The sequence below is a fragment of the Gordonibacter sp. genome, assembly GCF_036667095.1.
GTDB lineage: Bacteria > Actinomycetota > Coriobacteriia > Coriobacteriales > Eggerthellaceae > Gordonibacter.
Genome location: NZ_JAVWUP010000014.1, coordinates 13,420 through 34,052 on the forward strand (window position 1 = coordinate 13,420; position 20,633 = coordinate 34,052).

The 20,633-nt window shown below is 61.2% G+C and carries 28 protein-coding genes; 6 read left to right on the forward strand and 22 right to left on the reverse strand.

Annotation, left to right across the window (positions count from 1 at the left end):
* The 5 genes from RR842_RS02785 (at nucleotide 1) to RR842_RS02805 (ending at nucleotide 5,713) form a co-directional block, all read left to right on the forward strand.
* Entirely contained in the window at nucleotides 1-2,028 is a 2,028-nt protein-coding gene (locus RR842_RS02785) for a dipeptide/oligopeptide/nickel ABC transporter permease/ATP-binding protein (RefSeq protein WP_332511621.1), read from the forward strand.
* On the forward strand, nucleotides 2,025-2,897 hold the full coding sequence (locus RR842_RS02790) for an ABC transporter ATP-binding protein (protein ID WP_332511622.1): 873 nt from the start codon (nucleotides 2,025-2,027) through the stop codon (nucleotides 2,895-2,897). The genes RR842_RS02785 and RR842_RS02790 overlap by 4 nt, the downstream gene beginning before the upstream one ends.
* A gap of 244 nt (nucleotides 2,898-3,141) precedes the next feature.
* A complete protein-coding gene (locus RR842_RS02795; RefSeq protein ID WP_332517385.1) occupies nucleotides 3,142-4,083 on the forward strand; it encodes a dihydrodipicolinate synthase family protein in 942 nt (313 codons plus the stop codon).
* 8 nt (nucleotides 4,084-4,091) lie between these two features.
* Complete coding sequence (locus tag RR842_RS02800) at nucleotides 4,092-5,042, forward strand: ROK family protein (RefSeq protein WP_332517371.1); 951 nt, start codon at nucleotides 4,092-4,094, stop codon at nucleotides 5,040-5,042.
* Complete coding sequence (locus tag RR842_RS02805; protein WP_332565289.1) at nucleotides 5,039-5,713, forward strand: N-acetylmannosamine-6-phosphate 2-epimerase; 675 nt, start codon at nucleotides 5,039-5,041, stop codon at nucleotides 5,711-5,713. Before RR842_RS02800 ends, RR842_RS02805 begins: the two co-directional genes overlap by 4 nt.
* A 33-nt stretch (nucleotides 5,714-5,746) precedes the next feature.
* On the opposite strand, the gene nagA is transcribed toward RR842_RS02805, so the two are convergent.
* From nagA to rplB, 22 genes are all read right to left on the reverse strand, one after another.
* The gene (gene nagA / locus RR842_RS02810) at nucleotides 5,747-6,880 is read right to left on the reverse strand and encodes an N-acetylglucosamine-6-phosphate deacetylase (RefSeq protein ID WP_332728940.1); all 1,134 of its coding nucleotides are present in this window, start codon (nucleotides 6,878-6,880) and stop codon (nucleotides 5,747-5,749) included.
* Between the two features lie 239 nt (nucleotides 6,881-7,119).
* The gene (nagB, locus tag RR842_RS02815) at nucleotides 7,120-7,857 is read right to left on the reverse strand and encodes a glucosamine-6-phosphate deaminase (protein ID WP_332728941.1); all 738 of its coding nucleotides are present in this window, start codon (nucleotides 7,855-7,857) and stop codon (nucleotides 7,120-7,122) included.
* A 95-nt stretch (nucleotides 7,858-7,952) separates the two neighbouring features.
* A complete protein-coding gene (locus RR842_RS02820; RefSeq protein ID WP_332574485.1) occupies nucleotides 7,953-10,130 on the reverse strand; it encodes a cytochrome C oxidase Cbb3 in 2,178 nt (725 codons plus the stop codon).
* Between the two features lie 103 nt (nucleotides 10,131-10,233).
* Nucleotides 10,234-10,860, reverse strand: coding sequence for an adenylate kinase (locus tag RR842_RS02825; RefSeq protein WP_332511629.1), 627 nt, complete (start codon nucleotides 10,858-10,860; stop codon nucleotides 10,234-10,236).
* Between the two features lie 280 nt (nucleotides 10,861-11,140).
* On the reverse strand, nucleotides 11,141-12,421 hold the full coding sequence (secY, locus tag RR842_RS02830; protein ID WP_332511630.1) for a preprotein translocase subunit SecY: 1,281 nt from the start codon (nucleotides 12,419-12,421) through the stop codon (nucleotides 11,141-11,143).
* A complete protein-coding gene (rplO, locus tag RR842_RS02835) occupies nucleotides 12,415-12,864 on the reverse strand; it encodes a 50S ribosomal protein L15 (protein WP_332511631.1) in 450 nt (149 codons plus the stop codon). The genes secY and rplO overlap by 7 nt, the downstream gene beginning before the upstream one ends.
* 188 nt (nucleotides 12,865-13,052) lie before the next feature.
* Complete coding sequence (gene rpmD, locus RR842_RS02840) at nucleotides 13,053-13,244, reverse strand: 50S ribosomal protein L30 (protein WP_332511632.1); 192 nt, start codon at nucleotides 13,242-13,244, stop codon at nucleotides 13,053-13,055.
* Nucleotides 13,244-13,774, reverse strand: coding sequence for a 30S ribosomal protein S5 (rpsE, locus tag RR842_RS02845; protein WP_332511633.1), 531 nt, complete (start codon nucleotides 13,772-13,774; stop codon nucleotides 13,244-13,246). The genes rpmD and rpsE overlap by 1 nt, the downstream gene beginning before the upstream one ends.
* Before the next feature lie 15 nt (nucleotides 13,775-13,789).
* A complete protein-coding gene (rplR, locus tag RR842_RS02850; RefSeq protein ID WP_332511634.1) occupies nucleotides 13,790-14,158 on the reverse strand; it encodes a 50S ribosomal protein L18 in 369 nt (122 codons plus the stop codon).
* Nucleotides 14,159-14,199: 41 nt separating this feature from the next.
* Complete coding sequence (rplF, locus tag RR842_RS02855) at nucleotides 14,200-14,742, reverse strand: 50S ribosomal protein L6 (protein ID WP_332511635.1); 543 nt, start codon at nucleotides 14,740-14,742, stop codon at nucleotides 14,200-14,202.
* 19 nt (nucleotides 14,743-14,761) lie between these two features.
* Nucleotides 14,762-15,160 (reverse strand): 30S ribosomal protein S8, encoded by a 399-nt coding sequence (gene rpsH, locus RR842_RS02860; protein ID WP_332511663.1) that lies wholly within the window; start codon nucleotides 15,158-15,160, stop codon nucleotides 14,762-14,764.
* 109 nt (nucleotides 15,161-15,269) lie between these two features.
* The gene (locus RR842_RS02865; RefSeq protein ID WP_332511636.1) at nucleotides 15,270-15,455 is read right to left on the reverse strand and encodes a type Z 30S ribosomal protein S14; all 186 of its coding nucleotides are present in this window, start codon (nucleotides 15,453-15,455) and stop codon (nucleotides 15,270-15,272) included.
* 72 nt (nucleotides 15,456-15,527) lie between these two features.
* A complete protein-coding gene (rplE, locus tag RR842_RS02870) occupies nucleotides 15,528-16,073 on the reverse strand; it encodes a 50S ribosomal protein L5 (protein WP_332511637.1) in 546 nt (181 codons plus the stop codon).
* A 118-nt stretch (nucleotides 16,074-16,191) separates the two neighbouring features.
* Nucleotides 16,192-16,503, reverse strand: coding sequence for a 50S ribosomal protein L24 (rplX, locus tag RR842_RS02875; protein WP_332511664.1), 312 nt, complete (start codon nucleotides 16,501-16,503; stop codon nucleotides 16,192-16,194).
* A 25-nt stretch (nucleotides 16,504-16,528) separates the two neighbouring features.
* The gene (rplN, locus tag RR842_RS02880) at nucleotides 16,529-16,897 is read right to left on the reverse strand and encodes a 50S ribosomal protein L14 (protein WP_332511638.1); all 369 of its coding nucleotides are present in this window, start codon (nucleotides 16,895-16,897) and stop codon (nucleotides 16,529-16,531) included.
* Between the two features lie 48 nt (nucleotides 16,898-16,945).
* A complete protein-coding gene (rpsQ, locus tag RR842_RS02885) occupies nucleotides 16,946-17,206 on the reverse strand; it encodes a 30S ribosomal protein S17 (RefSeq protein WP_332511639.1) in 261 nt (86 codons plus the stop codon).
* Nucleotides 17,207-17,234: 28 nt separating this feature from the next.
* Nucleotides 17,235-17,429, reverse strand: coding sequence for a 50S ribosomal protein L29 (gene rpmC, locus RR842_RS02890; RefSeq protein WP_283832289.1), 195 nt, complete (start codon nucleotides 17,427-17,429; stop codon nucleotides 17,235-17,237).
* A complete protein-coding gene (gene rplP, locus RR842_RS02895) occupies nucleotides 17,430-17,852 on the reverse strand; it encodes a 50S ribosomal protein L16 (protein ID WP_332511640.1) in 423 nt (140 codons plus the stop codon).
* Nucleotides 17,853-18,566 (reverse strand): 30S ribosomal protein S3, encoded by a 714-nt coding sequence (rpsC, locus tag RR842_RS02900; protein WP_332511641.1) that lies wholly within the window; start codon nucleotides 18,564-18,566, stop codon nucleotides 17,853-17,855.
* A 5-nt stretch (nucleotides 18,567-18,571) separates the two neighbouring features.
* Entirely contained in the window at nucleotides 18,572-18,913 is a 342-nt protein-coding gene (gene rplV, locus RR842_RS02905; RefSeq protein WP_332511642.1) for a 50S ribosomal protein L22, read from the reverse strand.
* Nucleotides 18,914-18,928: 15 nt separating this feature from the next.
* Nucleotides 18,929-19,201 carry a 30S ribosomal protein S19 gene (rpsS, locus tag RR842_RS02910; RefSeq protein ID WP_332511644.1) on the reverse strand — a complete coding sequence of 91 codons (273 nt, stop codon included), beginning with the start codon at nucleotides 19,199-19,201 and terminating at the stop codon, nucleotides 18,929-18,931.
* 23 nt (nucleotides 19,202-19,224) lie between these two features.
* The gene (gene rplB / locus RR842_RS02915) at nucleotides 19,225-20,055 is read right to left on the reverse strand and encodes a 50S ribosomal protein L2 (protein WP_332511646.1); all 831 of its coding nucleotides are present in this window, start codon (nucleotides 20,053-20,055) and stop codon (nucleotides 19,225-19,227) included.
* 285 nt (nucleotides 20,056-20,340) lie between these two features.
* Between rplB and RR842_RS02920 the strand changes: the two genes are divergently transcribed.
* On the forward strand, nucleotides 20,341-20,532 hold the full coding sequence (locus RR842_RS02920; protein ID WP_332728943.1) for a 4Fe-4S binding protein: 192 nt from the start codon (nucleotides 20,341-20,343) through the stop codon (nucleotides 20,530-20,532).
* Nucleotides 20,533-20,633 lie beyond the last annotated feature (101 nt).

Genomic DNA, 20,633 nt, shown 5'->3' on the forward strand with positions numbered 1-20,633 from the left:
ATGGTGAAACTTCGAGGAAACCTCACCGAAAAGATGGAAGCCAACCCCGGAAAAGTGCATTTCCGCCGTTGGAGGTCCATGAGCGTCGGGGCCCGCATCTCGCTTATCGTGCTCGTCCTTATCGTCATGATCGCAGCGCTGGCCAACGTCATCGCACCGCACGACCCGCTGGCCATTTTCACCGCACGTCAGGCTCCTAGCGCCGAATTCCTGTTCGGCACCGACGACAAGGGTCGCGACGTGCTGTCGCGCATGATGTACGGCGCACGCTACTCGCTGGTCATCGGCATCGGAGCCACCACCTTCGCGTTGGTCTGCGGCTCCATCATCGGCGCCATCGCCGCCGTGTCGCGCAAGTGGATCTCAGAAGTGATCATGCGCATCCTGGACATCATCATGTCCTTCCCCGGCATCGCGCTGGCCGCCACCTTCGTTATCGCGTTCGGCAACTCGCTCACCACGCTGATCTTCGCCATCGGCTTTCTCTACATCCCCCAGATCGCACGCATCGTGCGCGCCAACGTAGTGAGCGAGTACAACCAGGACTACGTGCGGGCCGTTGTGGTAAGCGGAGCCCGGGCTCCGTGGATACTCTGGAAGCACGTCATCCGCAACTGCATCGCGCCGGTCATGGTGTTCACCATCGTGCTGGTAGCCGACGCCATCGTGTTCGAGGCGTCGCTGTCGTTCATCTCGGCCGGCATTCCCGAGCCTACGCCTACCTGGGGCAACATCTTGTCCGACGCACGCGCCGGCGTACTGGCGGGCCGCTGGTGGCAGGCGCTGTTCCCGGGCCTGGCCATCATGATCACGGTATTGGCCTTGAATATCCTGTCCGAGGGCGTCACCGATGCAATGGCCGCCTCGCCTAAGGCACCCGTCAAGGCCGACGACGCCGCCGTGCGCACCGACCGCGAGGCCGACCGCCTGGTGGCCGACCCGACGCTGGCTTACAAGGCCCAGGCCGAGATGCTGGAGCACCGCCTCGCCGAGCTCTGTGCCATCGAAAAGACACGCACTGACCGCTTCACGGCGCATACCGACGTGCCGCCCATCCTAGAAGTGAAGGACCTGTGCATCAAGTTCCCGCGCCACGGCGACGTGAACGTCGTGGATCACGTAAGCTTCGTGGTGCGCCCGCGCCAGACCATGGGTCTGGTGGGCGAATCGGGCTGCGGCAAGTCCATCACGTCGTTGACCATCATGGGGCTTTTGGACCCGAAATCCACCGTTACCGGCGAGATCCTCTACGACGGGCAGAGCCTGCTGGACATGAACCAGAAACAGATGAATGCCCTGCGCGGCCGCGAGATCGCCATGATCTACCAGGACGCGCTCTCGTCGCTGAACCCGTCTATGCTGATCAAGTCGCAGATGAAACAGCTCACCAAGCGCGGCGGCACCCGCACGGCCGAAGAATTGCTGGAGCTGGTGGGCTTGGACCCGAAGCGCACGCTGGGCTCCTACCCCCACGAGCTTTCCGGCGGACAGCGTCAGCGCGTGCTCATCGCCATGGCGCTGACGCGCGATCCGAAGGTGGTCATCGCCGACGAGCCGACCACCGCCCTGGACGTAACGGTGCAGAAACAGGTTATCGACCTGCTGAACAAGCTGCAAAAAGAGCTGGGCTTCGCCATGGTATTCGTGAGCCACGACCTGGCACTTGTCGCCGAGGTGGCCAACTCCATCACGGTCATGTACGCCGGCCAGGTGGTCGAGCAGGGGCCCGTCGCGGACATCCTGTGCCATCCGGTGCACGAGTACACCAGCGGCCTTCTGGGATCGGTGCTATCCATCGAAGCCGGCGGTGCCCGCCTGCACCAGGTACCCGGCAGCGTGCCCAGCCCCAAAGACTTCCCCGAGGGAGACCGCTTCACGCCACGTTCCAGCCATCCCGACAAGGTCTCGCAGCTGCGCCCCATGCTCAAGCGCGTCGAGGGCACCGACCACTACTACGCCGAGCTGCCCGACAGCGAGATGGAGCGCCTCGGCATCAAGCCCTACGTCCCAGGAGGTGCCATCATATGAGCGACCAGGAGCACGTAATCGATCAGAGCGCGGCCTCTCCCGACGCCGCGCCACGCGCAGACGAACCCACGCCCATCATCTTCCTCGACGATATCCGCGTGACGTTCAAGACGCGCACGGGCTCATTGCTTCATCCCCACAAGGTGCAGGCCGTCAAAGGCCTAACCTTGAAGCTCATGCCGGGTGAAACGCTAGGCATCGTGGGCGAGTCGGGCTGCGGCAAGTCCACCACCGCCAACGTCATGTGCGGCCTGCAGGCCCCCACGTCGGGCAAAGTGCACTTCAAGGGCACCGACGTGACAAAGCGCTCGGCCGACATGCGCAAGATCATCGGCCGTGTGATCTCGGTGGTGTTCCAGGACCCGGCGACCGCCCTGAACGCCCGCATGAGCGTGCACGACCAGCTACTGGACCCGTTGAAGGTGCACAAGATAGGCGACAGCACCTCGCGCGAAAAGCGCGTGCTGGAGCTTATCGAGATGGTCGGCCTGCCGAACTCGGTGCTCGATGCGCTGCCCGGCCAGCTTTCCGGCGGGCAGCGGCAGCGCGTGGCCATTGCCCGCGCCCTGTCGTTGGCTCCCGATGCCATCATCGCCGACGAACCCACCAGTGCACTGGATGTCTCGGTGCGCGCGCAAATCCTGAACCTGCTGATGGACCTGAAACGCGATCTAGGATTGTCGATGGTGTTCATCAGCCACGACATCCAGACGGTGCGCTACATCTCGGACCGCATCATCGTCATGAACGCCGGACAGGCCGTCGAGCGCGGCACAGCCGAGGACGTGTTCTCGAACCCGCAGCACGACTATACGAAGTTGCTGCTGGGCGCCGCCCCTTCCCTGCTGCATCCCGACCTGGGCCGGTAGCAGGCCCCGCATGTCGCTTTCGGCCCGGATCGCATGATCTGGGCCGTTTTGTTTCAGTCACACGTCACCTGGCGCACAACCACCCTCCGACAGAACAGCCGTGTGCCGCAGGGCAGTATCAAACGGACGCGAACCCGCGCCGCGCTTTTCTTGTGAGCGCATCGAGGTGTTCGTTGACGGCAGCTATCAGGGCACTTACAGTTTTCACGAACCGATTCACGACATGGAAAGAGGCTTACCCCTTATGACCGATTCCCCGTTTCGCGGCGTCATCCCGCCGGTAGTCATCCCCTTGGACGATAAGAGCCAGCTAGACCTCGAGGCGTTCGACCGCTCCATCAACCGTATGATCGATGCCGGCGTGGACGGCCTGTTCTTCTTGGGCTCCAGCGGTGAGGTGGCTTTCCTTACCGACGCACAGCGCTACCATGTGCTGCAAGAGGCCGTATCCATCGTGAACGGCCGCGTTCCGGTACTGGCGGGCATCATCGACATGGAGACGCTGCGCGTGGTCGATCAGGCAAAGCGCGCCAGCGGCTATGGCGTCGATGCCCTCGTGGCCACAGCACCCTTCTACGCACTGGGTGGCCCCAAGGAGGTCGAGCGTCACTTCTGCGCCATCCGCGAGAACACCGACCTGCCGCTGTTCGCCTACGACCTGCCCGCGTGCGTGCATACGAAACTCGATCCCACCATGCTGGTGCGCCTAGGCAAAAACGGCGTGCTGCAGGGTGTAAAGGACTCCTCGGGCGACGATGTCAGCTTCCGCTGGCTTTTGCTGGAGAACGAGGACGAGGGCCATCCGCTGCAGCTGCTCACCGGACATGAAGTCTGCGTGGACGGTGCCTACCTGGCCGGTGCGGACGGCGCCGTGCCCGGCTTGGCGAACCTCGATCCGGCAAGCTATGTCGAGCAGTGGCGCGCCGCGCAGGCGGGCGACTGGCAGCGTGTGAAGGACATCCAGGACCACCTGGCCCGTCTCATGTTCCTCACCCGCGGCGTGAAGGCCACGGTCGGCTTCGGTGCCGGCGTGGGCGCGTTCAAGACGGCGCTTTGGCAGATGGGCGTGTTCAACACCAACCAGATGCGCGAGCCCGTCCAACCGTTGGAAGGCGAGGATGTCGAGGCGATCGCTGCCGTGCTGAAGGGCGAGGGCCTCATGGACGCCGACGCGCCGGTTCGCTAGCAGCGCACATGAGCGTCGACTATCCCTGCACGATTGCCGCCTTCGACGTGGGCGGCACTAAGATGGCGGGAGCGCTCGTGCGCTACCCCGCCGTCGGCGTGCCTCCGAAGATCGAAGCGATACGCAGCGTTCCCACAGAGGCGGGGCGCGGAGGCGAAGCCGTGCTCGAAGCGCTGCTCGCCCTCGTTGCCAACGTGACTGCCGAGGCAGAAGGCCCCCTCGTCGGCATTGGCGTGGGCGCGGCCGGGTGCGTGGACGTGCGCACGGGCGGCATCGCCTTCGCAAATGAGCTCATGCCCGGATGGACCGGCCAACCCGTTGGCGAGCGCCTGCGCACCTCGTTCGGCCTGTCCGTAGCCGTACTCAACGACGTGAAGGCGCACGCGCTCGGCGAAGCCCGTTGGGGTGCCGCGCAAGGAGCGCAGACCTGCCTCGTTATCGCCGTCGGCACCGGTCTTGGCGGCGGCATCGTGGCAGATGGCCGCGTGCTGCTGGGAGCGCGCGGATTCGCCGGAGAGCTGGGGCGCACACCCTGTCCCGACAAGCTCGGCACGCCACGCGCCTGCGGCACCGCGAGCGAGCTGGAATCCATCGCCGCCGGTACGGGCATCGAGAACCGCTACCGTACAGCCGGCGGGGAACGCCTCTGCGGCAGAGAGATCGCCCAACGTGCCGCCGACGGCGAGGAGCTTGCCCAGCGCATTATCCGCGAGGCAGGCACTGCTTTAGGCGAGGCGATTGCTGCTTGGACGGATCTGCTCGACCCCGAGTTCGTCGTGCTTTCGGGTTCGGTATGCAACGCCGGCCCGCTCTGGCGCGCTGCACTGCACGAGGGTTTCGAGCGACAAGCCCCTCCCCTCATGCGCGGGATGCCTATCGTCGATGCCGCACTCGGCGGCCAAGCTCCGCTCATCGGAGCCGCCGAATACCTGCTCGATTCCCTGAAAGGACGATCATGACCGACCCCTTGGTTGCCAAGCTCGAAGGCAGGCTCATCGTGAGCTGCCAGGCGTATCCAGGCGAACCCTTGCGTCATCCCGAGACGATGGCCCAAATGGCACGAGCTGCCGAACTGGGGGGTGCCGCCGCCATCCGCTGCCAAGGGCTCTCTGACATCGCGGCCATCAAAGGACGTGTGGACATACCCGTGATCGGGCTTTGGAAGGAGGGCCATGACGGCGTCTATATCACCCCGACGCTACGTCATGCGCGCGCCTGCATCTCTGCCGGCTGCGACGTGGTGGCCCTCGACGCCACCGATCGACCCCGCCCCGACGGACGCACGTTCGGCGAGACGGTAGAGGCCCTGCAGGGCGAAACCCTCGTCATGGCCGATTGCGCCTGCAGGGACGACGTGCAGCGCGCCCTGGATGCCGGCTGCGCTATCGTTTCCACCACGCTTGCCGGCTATGTGCCTGGCGGTCGAGAGAAAACCGACGGCCCCGATCTGGAATTCCTGCGCGAGGCCGTAGCCTTGGCAGGCGACGTGCCGGTGTTCTGCGAGGGGCGTATCCATACGACGGCCGATGCACAGGCAGCCATGGATGCGGGGGCGTTCGCCATCGTCGTAGGCACGGCCATCACGCATCCAACGTCTCTTACTTCTTGGTTTGCCAGGACTATCGGGTAGAGCTTCCCACCTGCCCTGCAAGCGGTTCGTACGCTACAGCAACGCGCCGCGCAAGATAACGTGTTTGACGTTCAGATCCTGATCGAGGATCACGGCATCGGCAAGATAGCCGGGGGCAAGGCTGCCCGCCTCGTCTGCGATGCCGATAGCGCGGGCAGGGTTTTCGGTTGCAGCTTTCACGGCACTTGCGAGCGGGATGCCCGCCTCGGCCACGGCCCATTTCAGGCAGGAGGCCAAGTCGGTTACCGAACCGGCAAGAGCCCCGTTGGCAAGCGTGGCGGTGTTGCCGCGCACCGTAACGTTCTGGCCCCCCAAATCATAATCGCCGTCTTCCAGACCGGCGGCGCGCATGGTGTCGCTGACCAGGATGATGCGGTCGTCGCCGAACAGGGTAAAAGCCATTCTCACCATAGCCGGGTGGATATGCACGCCATCGGCGATGAGCTCGGCAGTAACCTCGTCATGCTCGAAGGCAGCGGCAATGGGGCCCGGTTCGCGATGGTGCAGGCCGGGCATGGCATTATAGAGGTGGGTAAGCTGGCGTGCACCACGGGCAAAAGCCTCGGCCGCGCAGTCGTAGCCAGCCGTGGTGTGTGCGAGCGAGATACGCACCTCTCCCGCCATCTGACCGATGAAATCCAGAGCGCCTTGCGATTCGGGGGCAAGGTCAACCAGCTTCACCAGGCCGCGGGCCGCTTCTTGCAAACGGCGCATCATGTCCACGTCGGGCACCTGCACGTACGCGGGGTTCTGCGCACCTATCTTGCCAGACGAAATGAACGGGCCCTCCATATTGATGCCAACAAGGCGGGCTTCGTCGGCAGCAGGCCTATGCGCTGCTGCAACGGACACGATGCGCGCAAGCGTATCCTCGGGATAGGTCATAGTAGCAGGGCAGATGGAGGTGATACCGCGCCGCGCCTCATGGCGGGCGATAGCCGTGAGGGCTTCGTCCGTGCCATCGCAAAGATCGGCGCCGCAACAGCCGTGGAAGTGCACGTCGATCAAACCGGGAATCACCGAGCAACCTGCCGCATCGACCGTTTCGACAGCGCCTTCGCCAGTCGAGACCCCGGCAGGCGCCTCGACGAACCTTCCCTGGTCGACGACGAGGTCGTGAACAGCAAAACCGTCGCCGTCGAATACATTCCCACCGATGATGCGCATGGGGCGCTCCTTCCTTTTGCGCTCATTCTCCCACCCCGAGCGAAATAAGAACAGGGCCTCCACGAAGCTTGCAGAGGCCCTGTTCTTTATAGAGCGGTTTGAGCGTGCTCATCGTGCGTGAGGGCGAAGCAGGGAAAACCAACCTCAACGCAAAGTTCCACGACAGCCGCTGTTCTTACTCCGCGCCCGACAGCCGAGATGCCCGTCGAGCACCGCTTCTGCGCACTCGAAGAGCGACTCTAAGCCTTGTCGCGGCAGAGCTCGCCAGCAGCAGGATCCACGATAACCGTGACGTTCTGGTGGAACTGCAGGATAGAGGCAGGGATCTGCGGGGTCACCGGGCCGAAGAACGCCTTCTTCACGATCTCGGCCTTGTGCGCGCCCTCAACCACCATCAGCACGGAGCGTGCAGCCATGATAGTGCCGATGCCCATGGTGTACGCCTGGCGCGGCACGTCGTCGATGCATTCAAACAGGCGGCTATTGGCCTCGATGGTGCTCTGCGTAAGGTCGACGCAATGCGTGGCAGCCGGGAACGTGTCCTCCGGCTCGTTGAAACCGATGTGCCCGTTCGGGCCCAGACCCAGCAGCTGCATATCCACCCCGCCCGCGGCGGCGATAGCTTCCTCGTAGGCCGCGCACACGGCGTGCGCATCGGGGTTCGCACCCTCGGGCACATGCGTGCGAGCCTGATCGATGTCCACGTGGTCGAACAGATGCTTCTTCATGAAGTAGCGGTAGCTCTGGTCGTGCTCGGGAGCAAGCCCGCGGTACTCGTCGAGGTTGAACGTGGTCACGCCGGCAAAGCTCACCTTACCTTCGGCGCAGTCTTCCACGAGCTCGGCATACAGGCCAATGGGCGTCGTGCCCGTTGCCAGGCCCAGTACGCAGTCCGGGTCGGCTTGCAGGCATGCGGCGATATGGTCGGCCGCGCGGCGGCTCATGTCCTCGGTGCTCTCGGCGATGATGAACTCCATAGACCCTCTTTTCTCTTGGAATGCACGGTGCTGCGAGTGCTACGATACCGCGAAAAAGCGCGCTCATTATTTCGTGCGGGTAAAATCAAGAAAACTTACGTCCAGAACTGCACCGTCTCCATAATATTCTGATAGGCCCACGGGTACACGTCGGAGAACCATCCCGTCTCGGGAACAAAGCACAGCAGCACGCTGTACAGCACCGAAAGGGTCACCAGCACGAGCAGCACCCGCATCAGCAGGTTCGCCGCCGTGGAGTGCGGGTCCAGGTTCTCATTCACAATGAACACGAGCAGCACCACCGCCGCCAAGAACATGAAGCTGAAATCGGCATAGTAACGCTGCAGGATGCCGGCCATCTCCGCGTCCATAATAGCCAGCAGCACGCCCGAGACCAGCAGCACGACTATAACGCCCATGATGGTGCGCGTGGAGCGCTGGGCCATGCGCATCCCCAAGATACGCTTGGCGAACGGTAGCACCCACAGTACCGGCAGGCACGCCAGGATGCCCCCGAACGTAACCTCCTTGATGGTCTGCCCCATGTAGGTGGTATCGAAGGGCGCAGGCTGGATATAAGGGAACACGCCCGATACGCTCGGTGGTTGCAGGAAGTACGAGAACAATGCCGGAGCCAAACGGCCGATGTTCCATCCGCGTTTCGTCATGTCGTTCACCGTAAGGTTGTAGTTCGCCCCGAAGTCGGTCAGCGCACCGAACCGTGCGTAGTTGTATCCCATAAGGCCCGCAGCGACCACCGCATAAGGGGCCACCAAGCACGCAAACTCACGGGCACCGCGCGGCGTGAACAGCCGCTTCTTCGTGATGTACGTACGCCAGAACAGCGGAAACGCCACCAGGGACAGCACGATCAATTGCGGGCGGCAGCCCACCACCAGCGCCATGCAGAGCGAGCCCAGCAGGTACCACTTCTCGGGCCGCTCCGTGGCGCGCCCGCGCATCCAGAAATACAGGCCCCATACGGAAAACGCCAGCCCCAGCATGATGGGCAGCGAATAGAACGTCGGAAACTTCAGCAGATACAGGATGCCACAGCAGACTACCAGCGGTATCTGCAGCAGCAAGTACAGCCCTAGGCTCACCCGTTTGAAATGGTAACGCGCAAAACGATCGAGCAGTGCCGAGCAGCCCAGCACGAACGCCACGCACGCTATGAGCACGCCGATTGCGGTGGGGAAACTCGCCCCCGTGAGCAAATAGAACGGCAGGTAGAACAGCAAGACCGGCACCACGCCGAAATAGACGTAGTAATGACCGTCGTGGTAGGCAACGTCGAACAGGTAGGGCTCCCCCGTCGCCTTCTGAGCCTCGTCACGCGCGCCCTTATCGTAAGGATCCGGCATGTCCTTCAACCACTGCGGAGGTTCTTCCCCAAGGTAGAGCCTGCCGTCAGCCATGGCCTTCGCCAACTCGGCGTACTGCTGGGCGTTATCGCCCCCCACCTCGAAGGTGTTCGCCAGGCCCTGCCCGTTCCATGACCCGCTGTTGTAGTCCTTGGCAGCCACACCCACCAGGTTCGACCCCATGAACAAAAACGTTGCCATCAGCCATACCTCGATGATCACGGTGGCGATGATGACCGCTTTCGACTTCCGAGGCTCGGCGACGATGCCGATACGGTAGATGGCGGAGCGCGGCCGGAACGCGAATGCCAGCAGCAGGATGCCCGCCGTCACCACGAAACGCGTCGTGTTGAAGTCGAAGGGGTGCCGCGCATTGATAGCAATGTCGGAAAGCTTGATGGGATAGCTCACGTCGTCGCCGGCGACCTCGATCCTCAGATTGCTCACGAGGCCGGTCGTGTTCAGATTGATGTACTCGCTTTGGTCCGACAGCGTGGACACGTTCACGTTGGGTACGCCCACCGTATACTCGGTGGAGTCGAAATAGGTACGGTGGGCATCATCGGTGAACTGGATCTTCACCGTCAGTTCCTGCGCCGGCTGACGGTAGTCGAAGTTCAGCCAGATATTGTGTACCGCGGCATTGACATTCGAGAACTCGAGCGTATGGTTCACCGCCGTAAGCTTGTACTGCTCGTCAGCCGTCTCTTGCAGGTTCAGCTTGCTGTTCAGGTTCACGGTGTTGTAGCCCGCCGAGGTGAAGTAGTTGATGTTGAATAGGAATACCTCGAGCAAAAGAGCCACGGCCAAAAGGCTGAGTATCCATTTCGCCAGATGCTTGACTGCAGGACGATGCCCGCGCATGAAGCGCTGGTAGACATAGGATATGTTCTGGCGAACGGTAGGCATACTGATAACGAATTATACGGCATGCCCCCCGACTGTGCAGCCAGAAAAGAAGAACGGACGAACAAGGCGTCCATCCGTTCTTGAAACTTTCAGTCCTTGCGACCTACAACTCGAGAGCCTTCTTCACGTCGGCGTAGACCTCATTCGGATCGCGGTCGCCATCGATGGACACCAGCAGGTCGCATCCGCGGTAATAGTCGATCAGCGGCGACGTGGACCGCTCGTATACGTCAAGGCGGTTGCGCACGGTCGCCTCGTTGTCGTCGTCGCGCTGGTACATCTCACCTCCGCACTTCGGGCAGGTCTCATCGGCAGCAGAGCCGATGTAGTTGCAATCGCGGCACATGCGGCGCGAGGTCAGGCGCTTGACAATGACCTCCGGATCCACGTCGACCAGCAACGCCGCATCGAGCGGACGACCCACCTTCGAGAGTTCGGCATCAAGCGCAACCGCTTGAGCAGACGTGCGCGGGAAGCCGTCCAAGATAAAGCCTTTTTCCGTATCGGGTTCCTGCAAGCGCTCCGTCACCAGGCCGATGATAACATCGTCGGGTACGAGGTCGCCGGCATCCATGTAGGACTTGGCCTTCTTGCCAAGCGGCGTACCAGCCTTGACGGCCGCACGCAGCATGTCGCCCGTCGAGATGTGCGGCGTGCCGAACTCCTCGACCAGCTTGGCCGCCTGCGTGCCTTTACCGGCACCCGGCGCCCCCAACAACACGATGTTCATGATGAGTTTTCCTTCCGACGTGCAATCAATGCCCTGTATTGTAGCAAACGCAGCGCGCATCGGGAGATATTTCAAAGAAACGCCGCGCCGACCCCTCCCTCTCTCTCCCCATCGATCTCCGACCATGCACGGCGCCGCGCCGATCCGCACCGCGCCCCACGGCGAACTGAACCGCGCCGCCACAACGCCAGCCTGCCAAAACAACAGGAGGGCCCCGAAACCGGAACCCTCCTGTAAGCAATATTCTTCTGACACACGACCAGTGCGCTTTACGCCGACTCTACTTAAAGAACCCGTCGTAGTTATGCATCTTCAACTGACTTTCCACCTTGCTCATGGTATCGAGGGCCACGCCGATCATGATAAGGATCGAAGTGCCGCCGAGTGCCTGGATAAGCGTATTGCCGGTAAAGAAGAAGATGATGGATGGAACAACCGCAATGGCAGCGATGAAGATGCCGCCCGGCAAGGTCACGCGATGCAGCACGTTCTTGATGTACGTCACCGTCGCCGAACCAGGTCGCACACCGGGGATGAAGCCGCCTTGCTTACGCAGGTTGTCGGCCGTCTCATCCGGGTTGAACACCATCGACGTGTAGAAGTACGCAAAGAACACAATCAGCAACACCGTGAGTATCCAGTTGATCCAGCCCGCCGACATCGCGTTGGCCACATTTGTGAGCCAGTCGATGTTGAACAGAGCCGCGATCTGCGCCGGGAAATAGATCAGGCAGCTGGCAAAGATGATGGGTATAACGCCTGCAGCATTCACCTTCAAGGGGATGTACGTAGACTGCCCGCCCATCATCTTGCGCCCCTGCACGCGCTTGGCGTAGTTCACCGGAATGCGGCGCTGCGCACGCTCCACAAAGATGATCGCCGGGATGCATGCCAGCACGACCAGAACGATCAGCGCCGTGACAGCGATGCCCATGCCTATATCAGCCTGCAAGTTCACCGACGAGAAGATAGCGCTCGGCACACGCGACACGATGCTCACGAAGATGATAAGCGACATGCCGTTGCCGATACCGCGCTGCGTGATCAACTCGCCCATCCACATGATGAACGCCGTACCGGCCACCAGCGTGAACACGACGATGATGTCGGTCATGATCTCGGGAACAACAGAGCTGAACACGACGCCGTACGCCGGAGACTTGAACAGGAACAGGTAACCCACCGCATTGATCAGGCCCAAGCCCAACGTCAGGTAACGCGTAACCTGCGTAATCTTCTTACGGCCCGTATCGCCTTCCTTCGCCCAGCGACCCACCGCAGGAATAACGCCCTGCATGAGCTGCATGATGATAGAAGCCGTGATATAGGGCATGATGCCCAACGAGAACACGGAGAAGTGCGAGAGAGCACCACCCGTGAACAAGTCGAGCATAGTCATGGATACACCGGCGTCCGTAAACGAGTCAGCGAACGCCTTAAAAGGAATGCCGGGCACCGGAATATACGCGCCAAGGCGGTACAGCGCAAGGATAGCCAGCGTGAAGAATATCTTCTTGCGCAGCTCCGGTACCTTGAATGCGTCAATGAGAGAGCTTAGCAAGGCTCTTCGACCTTTCCTCCGGCTGCTTCGATTTTCGCCTGAGCCGAAGCAGACACCTTATCGACTTTGATCGTGAGGGCCTTGGTGATCTCGCCGTCGCCAAGCACCTTTACCAACGCGTCGGCATGCTTGATGATGCCCTTGGCCTTCAGGCTCTCGCCATCAACCACCTCGCCAGCTTCGAATTTCTCGTCCAGACGGCTCACGTTCACCGGCAGATACTCGACATGGTTGATGTTCTTGAAGCCGGGCAGCTTAGGCAGACGACGGGCAAGCGGGGTCTGGCCGCCTTCGAAACCGGCGCCCTTGGTACCGCCAGCGCGAGACCCTTGTCCGTTCATACCGCGACCGGAAGTCTTGCCGGTACCAGAACCGTTGCCACGACCAACGCGCTTACGGGCCTTGGTGGAACCTTCAGCCGGTTTGAGATCCTTCAACTCCATGATATGACTCCTTCTAAGTCGCATGCGGGTCATCCAGACCCGTGCTGGCAGCTCGCCGCCAGCTAACTTCCTAAAAGCGTCTTCGCCCTGTGCGAAAACGCCCTCACGCCGCTCAAGGCGGCGATGATTACCGATCGACTATGATAGCATGCGCCACCCGAAGGCGGCGCATGCATCTTAGACGAATACTAGATTTCTTCGACCTTCACAAGGTGCTTCACCTTGAAGACCATACCGCGGACGCACTCGTTGTCCACCTGGTCAACCGAGCGGTTGATCTTGCCCAGTCCCAAGGCCTTCAACGTGGCGCCCTGATCGGACTTGTAGCCGATAGGGCTTTTCACCTGGGTGAGGCGCAGCGTCTTCTTTGCGTCAGACATTACTTCCGCTCCTTCCAGCCATAGATCTTCGCCACCGACATATCACGACGGGCGGCAACCTGCTCGGGGCTCTCCATGTTTTTGAGACCCTCGGCAGCAGCCTTCACGATGTTCATGGCGTTGTTGGTGCCAAGCGACTTCGTGAGCACGTCGGTCACGCCAGCAAGCTCCATGACCGCGCGCACCGGGCCGCCAGCGATAACACCGGTACCGGGCGTTGCCGGCTTGATGAGCACGCGACCGGCACCGAAGATGCCCATGATCTCATGCGGCAGCGTCTTCTCAGCCGTCAGCGGCACCGTGAACATGTTCTTCTTCGCGTCCTCGACGCCCTTCTTGATGGCAATGGGCACTTCCTGGGACTTGCCCATGCCCACGCCCACGCGGCCGTTGCCGTCGCCGACGACCACCAGCGCGGTCAGCGCGAAGCGGCGACCACCCTTGACAACCTTAGACACGCGGTTGATGTAGACGACGCGCTCCTGAAGCTCGGGAACCCCGGCGTCGTTTTGCTGTTTGTTACGAGCCATAAGTTATAACCCCTTCTAGAATTTCAGGCCGGCTTCACGGGCGGCATCGGCTAAAGCCTGCACACGCCCGTGATACAGGTGTCCGCCACGGTCGAATACGACCTCGGCGACACCGGCATCCTGCGCCTTCTTACCGACGATCTCGCCCAAAGCGATGGCACCCTCGACGGTCGCACCGTTCTTGCCGGTGGCCTTGAAGTCAGGGCCAAGCGTGGAGACGGCACACACGGTGGTATGCGCAACGTCGTCCACGAGCTGAACGTACATATTGCTGTTGCTGCGCGTGACGCACAGACGGGGACGGGCCGGCGTTCCGGAAATCTTACCGCGTACGCGGCGATGGCGGCGAGCCAACCCGGCTTGTTTCTTTTGAAGCTTGTCCATGATAATCCCTTCGATCTCAAACCGTGACGTGGGCTCTTAGCCTAGTCGCCCTTGGCGGCCTTGCCCAGCTTACGACGAACCTGCTCGCCTTCGTAGCGTATGCCCTTGCCCTTGTAAGGCTCAGGCTTGCGCCACTTGCGAATGTTCGCCGCCACCTGTCCGACCTGCTCTTTGCTCGGGCCGGAGACGATGATCTCGGTCTGGCTCGGGACCTCAAACGTAATGCTCTCCGGCGCCTCAACGAGGACCGGGTGAGAAAAGCCGAGCTGCATCTCGAGATCCGAGCCCTTGAGCGCGGCACGATAGCCGACACCCACGAGCTGGAGCTTCTTCTTGAAGCCTGTCGAGGTGCCCTCGACCATATTTGCGATAAGCGTGCGCACGAGTCCGTGATAGGCCTTGGCCTCGCGGGTATCGTCCGGACGCTCGACGAGGATGTCGTCACCCTCGCGCTTGATGATCATGATTTCAGGGAAGCTGCGGGTGAGCTCACCCTTCGGGCCCTTTACCGTCACCGTGGTGCCGTCGATGGTCACATCGACGCCGGCAGGAACGGTGATGGGCTGTTTGCCGATACGAGACATATCTTATTCCCTCCCTTTCCTACCAGACGTAGGCGATGACCTCGCCGCCAACGCCCTTTTTGCGGGCGTCGCGATCGGTCATCACGCCGAGGCTCGTAGAGATAATTGCGGTGCCGAGGCCGCCCAGCACGCGAGGCAGCTCGTCCTTGCCAGCGTAGATACGCAGGCCGGGCTTCGAGATGCGCTTGATGCCGCGGATGGTCTTGGCTTTCTTCTCGCCGTACTTGAGCACGATCTCCAGCGACGCGCGAGGCTCGCCCTCAACGACGTCATAGCGCTGGATATAGCCCTCTTCCTGCATAATGCGGGCTATCTCGACAAGCTTCTTGCTGGACGGCATGGAAACCGTCTGCTTGCCGGCAGAGTTTGCATTACGCACGCGCGTAAGCATATCTGCAATGGGGTCGGTCATGGTCATGGTGTTTCTCCTTTGGTCCGTGATGAGCCGCACGTACGGTTCGTCGGCGCCCATAACGCCTCCGCCTTCTACGCAGGCACACCCTTGAGCGCGCTTCAGTCTTAGCGATTTACCACGAAGACTTGGTCACGCCGGGCAGTTCGCCTTTGTTGGCCAGTTCGCGCAAGCACACGCGGCACAGACCGAACTTGCGGTAAAAGGCGCGGGGGCGTCCACAGCGCGTGCAGCGATTGTGCTGACGCGTCGAGAACTTCGGCTCGCGCTTCGCCTTGGCGATCATCGATTTCTTAGCCATGCAAATCCTTCTTTCCTATCCTCGACCCGCACAAGGGTGCGGGTACAAGTTCAAACAGAACGGGCATACGGACTACTTATCCTTGAACGGGAAGCCGAGCGCGGTAAGCAGCGCGTGGGCATCGTCATTGTTGCCGGCAGTCGTCACGACGGTGATGTCCATGCCGCGCGTACGGTCGATCTTGTCGTAGTCGATCTCCGGGAAGATCAGCTGCTCCGTAATGCCGAACGTGTAGTTACCACGACCGTCGAAACTCTTCGGCGAGATGCCGCGGAAGTCGCGCACGCGAGGGAGCGCCGTCGCAAGAAGGCGGTCCATGAACTCCCACATGCGGTCGCCACGCAGCGTGACCTTGCAGCCGATGGCCTGACCCTCGCGCAGGTGGAACCCGGCGATGGACTTGCGGGCACGCGTGATGCAGGGCTGCTGACCAGTGATGGTGCGCATGTCGGCGACAGCGGCATCAAGCAGCTTCGAGTCGGCGGCAGCGGCACCCACGCCCATGTTCACGACGATCTTCTCGACACGCGGAACCTGGTTGATGTTTTTGGTACCCAGATCGGCCTCGAGCTTCGGCACGATCTCGGTCTGGTACTTCTCTTTCAAGCGAGGAGCCATGTACGTTCCTTTCGATGAATTAAACGCAAGATTTCCGACCCTGCGTCCCTTGCCGCCAAAAAGCAACAGGGGTCATATTACTACGAGTTCCGTCGGCCGCAAGGCCGACGGAACAAAACTACTTGATATCCTTGCCGCACTTCTTGCAGACACGGACCTTCTTGCCGTCCTCGTCGCGCTTGTGGCCGACGCGGGTGGCCTGTTTGCACTCAGGGCACACCAGCATAACGTTGGACACATGGATCGGCGCCTCCACCGTGGAGATACCGCCCTGAGGGTTTTGCTGGGTGGGGCGCATGGCCTTTTTGATGATGTTGACCTTCTCCACCACCACGCGTTCCTTCTGCGGAAGCGCGCGCAGCACGACGCCCTCTTTGCCCTTGTCCTTGCCGGACAGGACCTTGACCTTGTCGCCCTTTTTGATATTCATACCATTCATAATACGCACACCTCCCTTACAGCGTTTCCGGTGCCAAAGACACGATCTTCATGTACTTCTTGTCGCGGAGCTCGCGAGCGACCGGCCCGAAGATACGGGTGCCGCGCGGAGCGCCGTCGTTGTTGATCAGCACGCAGGCGTTCTGGTCGAACTTGATGTAGCTGCCGTCGGCGCGACGAACTTCCTTCTTCACGCGCACGACAACGCATCGCACCACTTCGCCCTTTTTAACATTGGCGTTCGGTGCCGCTTCCTTCACGCTGCAGATGATCACATCACCAAGGCCCGCATAACGGCGCTTGGAGCCGCCGAGGACCTTGATGCACTGCACCTTGCGACCACCGGAGTTATCGGCCACCGCGAGCATGGTTTGCATCTGAATCATTGCTATAACCTAACTTTCCTCGTTCGAGCATGCATGCGAACACGCAGGCTATTTGGCCTTTTCCACGATCTCGGTCAAGCGCCAGCGCTTCATCTTGGACAGCGGGCGGCACTCCATGATACGCACCGTGTCGCCGACGCCGGCAGCATTCTCCTCGTCGTGGGCATGGAGCTTCTTGGTGGACGTCATCATCTTGCCGTACACCGGGTGGGGCTTGCGCTCCTTCACCTGCACGACGCATGTCTTGTCGTTAACAGCGCTCACCACGACGCCCTGGCGGACCTTGCGAGAGTTACGATCTTCACTCATTAGTATACTCAACCTTACCTTTCCGCGCTTAGGCGTTCAGCTCGCGAGCACGCATCTCGGTCTGAATGCGGGCAATTTCCTTCTTGACCTGACCCACGCGGGCGGTGTTGTCGAGCTGACTCGTGGCCATCTGGAAGCGCAGATTGAAAAGCTCCGCGCGAGCTTCTTTGAGTTTCGCCTGCAAATCATCGGCAGAAAGCTCACGGATCTCTGCTGCTTTCATTTACTCCTGCCCTTCCGTTTCCTTAGAAACAATCTTGCACTTGATGGGCAACTTGTTGACGGCGAGACGGAGTGCTTCTTTCGCGGTCTCCTCGTCGACGCCGGCGATCTCGAACATGATGCGGCCGGGCTTCACGACAGCTACCCAAGCCTCGGGGTTGCCCTTACCGGAACCCATGCGGGTTTCAGCCGGCTTCTGCGTGATAGGCTTGTCGGGGAAGATCGTGATCCACACCTTGCCGCCACGCTTCATATGACGGGTCATGGCAATACGGGCGGCCTCGATCTGGCGGTTCGTGATCCAATGGGCCTCAAGCGCCTGGATACCCCACTCGCCGTGATTCAGCCGAGTGCCACCTTTGGCCTTGCCCTTCATGGAGCCACGCTGCACCTTGCGGTGCTTAACGCGCTTAGGTACGAGCATTTACTTCGCCCCCCTCTCGTTACGGTCGTTGCGACGGGAACGGTTCGGACGGGAGCTGCCCTCAAGCGCCGGCTGCGGAGCCTTCTGGCCGGGGAGCACTTCGCCGTGATACACCCACACCTGCACGCCGACAGAACCCATCGTCGTGGCAGCAGTGGCGAAACCGTGATCGATCTTAGCGCGCAGCGTATGCAGCGGCACGCGGCCTTCGCGATACCACTCGCGACGGCTCATCTCCGCGCCGCCGAGGCGACCGGAGCACTGGATGCGGATGCCCTGGGCACCGCTCTTGCGGGCGGACTGAACCGCCTTGCGCATGGCACGGCGGAAGGCCACGCGGCCAACCAGCTGCTCGGCCACGGACTGCGCGATAAGGTTGGCATCCAGTTCGGGACGCTTGACTTCGATGACCTCAATGGACACCGGGCCGTTGGCGACCTTCTCAAGCTTCTTGCGCAGGGTGTCGATCTCGGCACCCTTCTTGCCAATGACGATACCCGGACGGGCTGTCGTCACGATGACCTTGATCTTGTCACCGGCGCGCTCGATCTCAACTTTGGAGACAGCGGCACGGGCAAGGTACTTGTCCAAAAACGTCCTGATGGCCAAGTCGTTTTCCAGGTTCTTGGCATAGTCTTTGCCGGCGTACCAGCGGCTGCGCCATTCTTCGGTGATGCCAAGGCGGAACCCGGTGGGGCTTACTTTCTGACCCATACGGCTTATGCCTCCTCTCGCGGTGCAACGATGATCGTGATGTGGCTCGTGCGCTTGCGGATGCGCGACGCAGAGCCCTTGGCGCGCGGACGGATGCGCTTCAACGTGGGGCCCTCGTCGACGAAGGCGGTCTTCACGATGAGCGATTCCGGGCGCACATGATGCTGATGCTCGGCGTTGGCCACAGCAGAGTTCAACGTCTTGAGGACGTCTTCGGCGATGGCGCGGTCCGTGAATGCGAGGATCTCGCGAGCCTGGATAACGGACTTGCCGCGAACCAGGTCGACGACGATGCGCGCCTTACGGGGCGAAACGCGGACGTAGCGTGCTATTGCTTTAGATTCCATTGTTCACACCCCTTCTTATCGCTTGCCCTTGTCGGCGGAGTGACCCTTGAACGTGCGGGTCGGGGCAAATTCGCCCAGTTTGTGGCCGACCATGGATTCCGTAACGTATACCGGCACGTGCTTGCGGCCATCATGCACGGCAATGGTGTGGCCCACCATGTCCGGGAAGATGGTGCTGGAACGCGACCAGGTCTTGATGACGTTCTTCTCGCCTGCCGCGTTCATCGCCTCGATGCGATCGAGAAGGCGCGGTTCGACGAAAGGACCCTTCTTCAAACTTCTACTCACTATTACTCCTTATCGTGCTCGCGCTACTTCTTGCGACGGCGGATGATCAGGCGGCTCGAAGCCTTCTTCTTATTGCGGGTGCGATGGCCCTTGGTGGGCACGCCCCACGGGGTGACCGGGTGACGACCAGCGGACTTGTTCCTGCCCTCGCCGCCGCCGTGCGGGTGGTCGACCGGGTTCATAACCGTACCGCGAACGCTGGGGCGGATGCCCTTCCAGCGGTTACGACCGGCCTTGCCCACTTTGATGTTGGCATGCTCGGAGTTGCCAACCTCGCCCACCGTGGCGCGGCATGTGACAAGCACGCGACGCATCTCGGAAGACGGCATGCGCAGGATGGCGTAGTCGCCTTCCTTGCCCATGAGCTGAATGCTGGTGCCGGCGGAACGGGCGATGGCCGCGCCCTTGCCCGGCTGCAGCTCGACCGCGTGGATGAGCGTGCCAACGGGGATGTTTGCCAACGGAAGCGCGTTGCCCGGCTTGATGTCGGCCTCGGCACCGCTCATGACCAGATCGCCTACGCGCAGGCCCTTCGGGTGCAGGATGTAGCGCTTCTCGCCGTCGACGTAATGCAGAAGGGCGATGCGGGCCGAGCGGTTGGGATCGTACTCGATCGTGGCAACCTTGGCGGGCACGCCGTCTTTCTGGCGCTTGAAGTCGATGATGCGGTAGCGGCGCTTGTTGCCGCCGCCCTGGTGGCGCGTCGTGATACGGCCGTTGTTGTTGCGGCCGGCCTTGTTCGACAACGGCGCAAGCAGGGATTTCTCCGGCTTGTCCGTCGTGATTTCGGCAAAGTCCGAAACCGTTTGGAAACGGCGACCCGGGCTTGTCGGCTTGTACTGCTTAACTCCCATGTCTGTCCTCTCTGCGGATCTTTGCTCGCACGCCTCTCCGTACCCCAAAGATCCTTCGTCGCTTTGTGGGTTCCCGATTGCCGATATGCGCCCAAGGGAGGCCTGGTACGCTCGACTCCGGTTGCCACGCGTCCGGGTGTATCCATAACCAACCAGACGCAACCGAGAATTATAAACTGATCTAGGCTACCGATCAAGAGTGTATTTATACATCCTGAACGCACACAAGTTGCGCACAAGTGGGGGCAAGTGTAGGCACAAGTGTGGGCACAAGTAGGAGCACAAGTGTGGTTGAAAGTACTTATCGGGCGCTGCCCGCAAAACCACCCCTACCCCAGCATCGGTGTCTGCCCCGCCAACGCTCTTCATCAAGAAGGATTCGCCGCTCCCACCGTAGATCACAACGCCTGCACCACCTGCGGCGTATGTGCAAAAGACTGTCCCATGCAAGCACCTATACTGGTTGGCGAAGGCTAGCGGCATTCTTATTCACCAAGATTAGGGAGGGGTCCTCATGATTAACGGCTGCATCGTTTTAGCGGGGACCCTCCTGATGCTTTTCAACTGCATTGAATTCA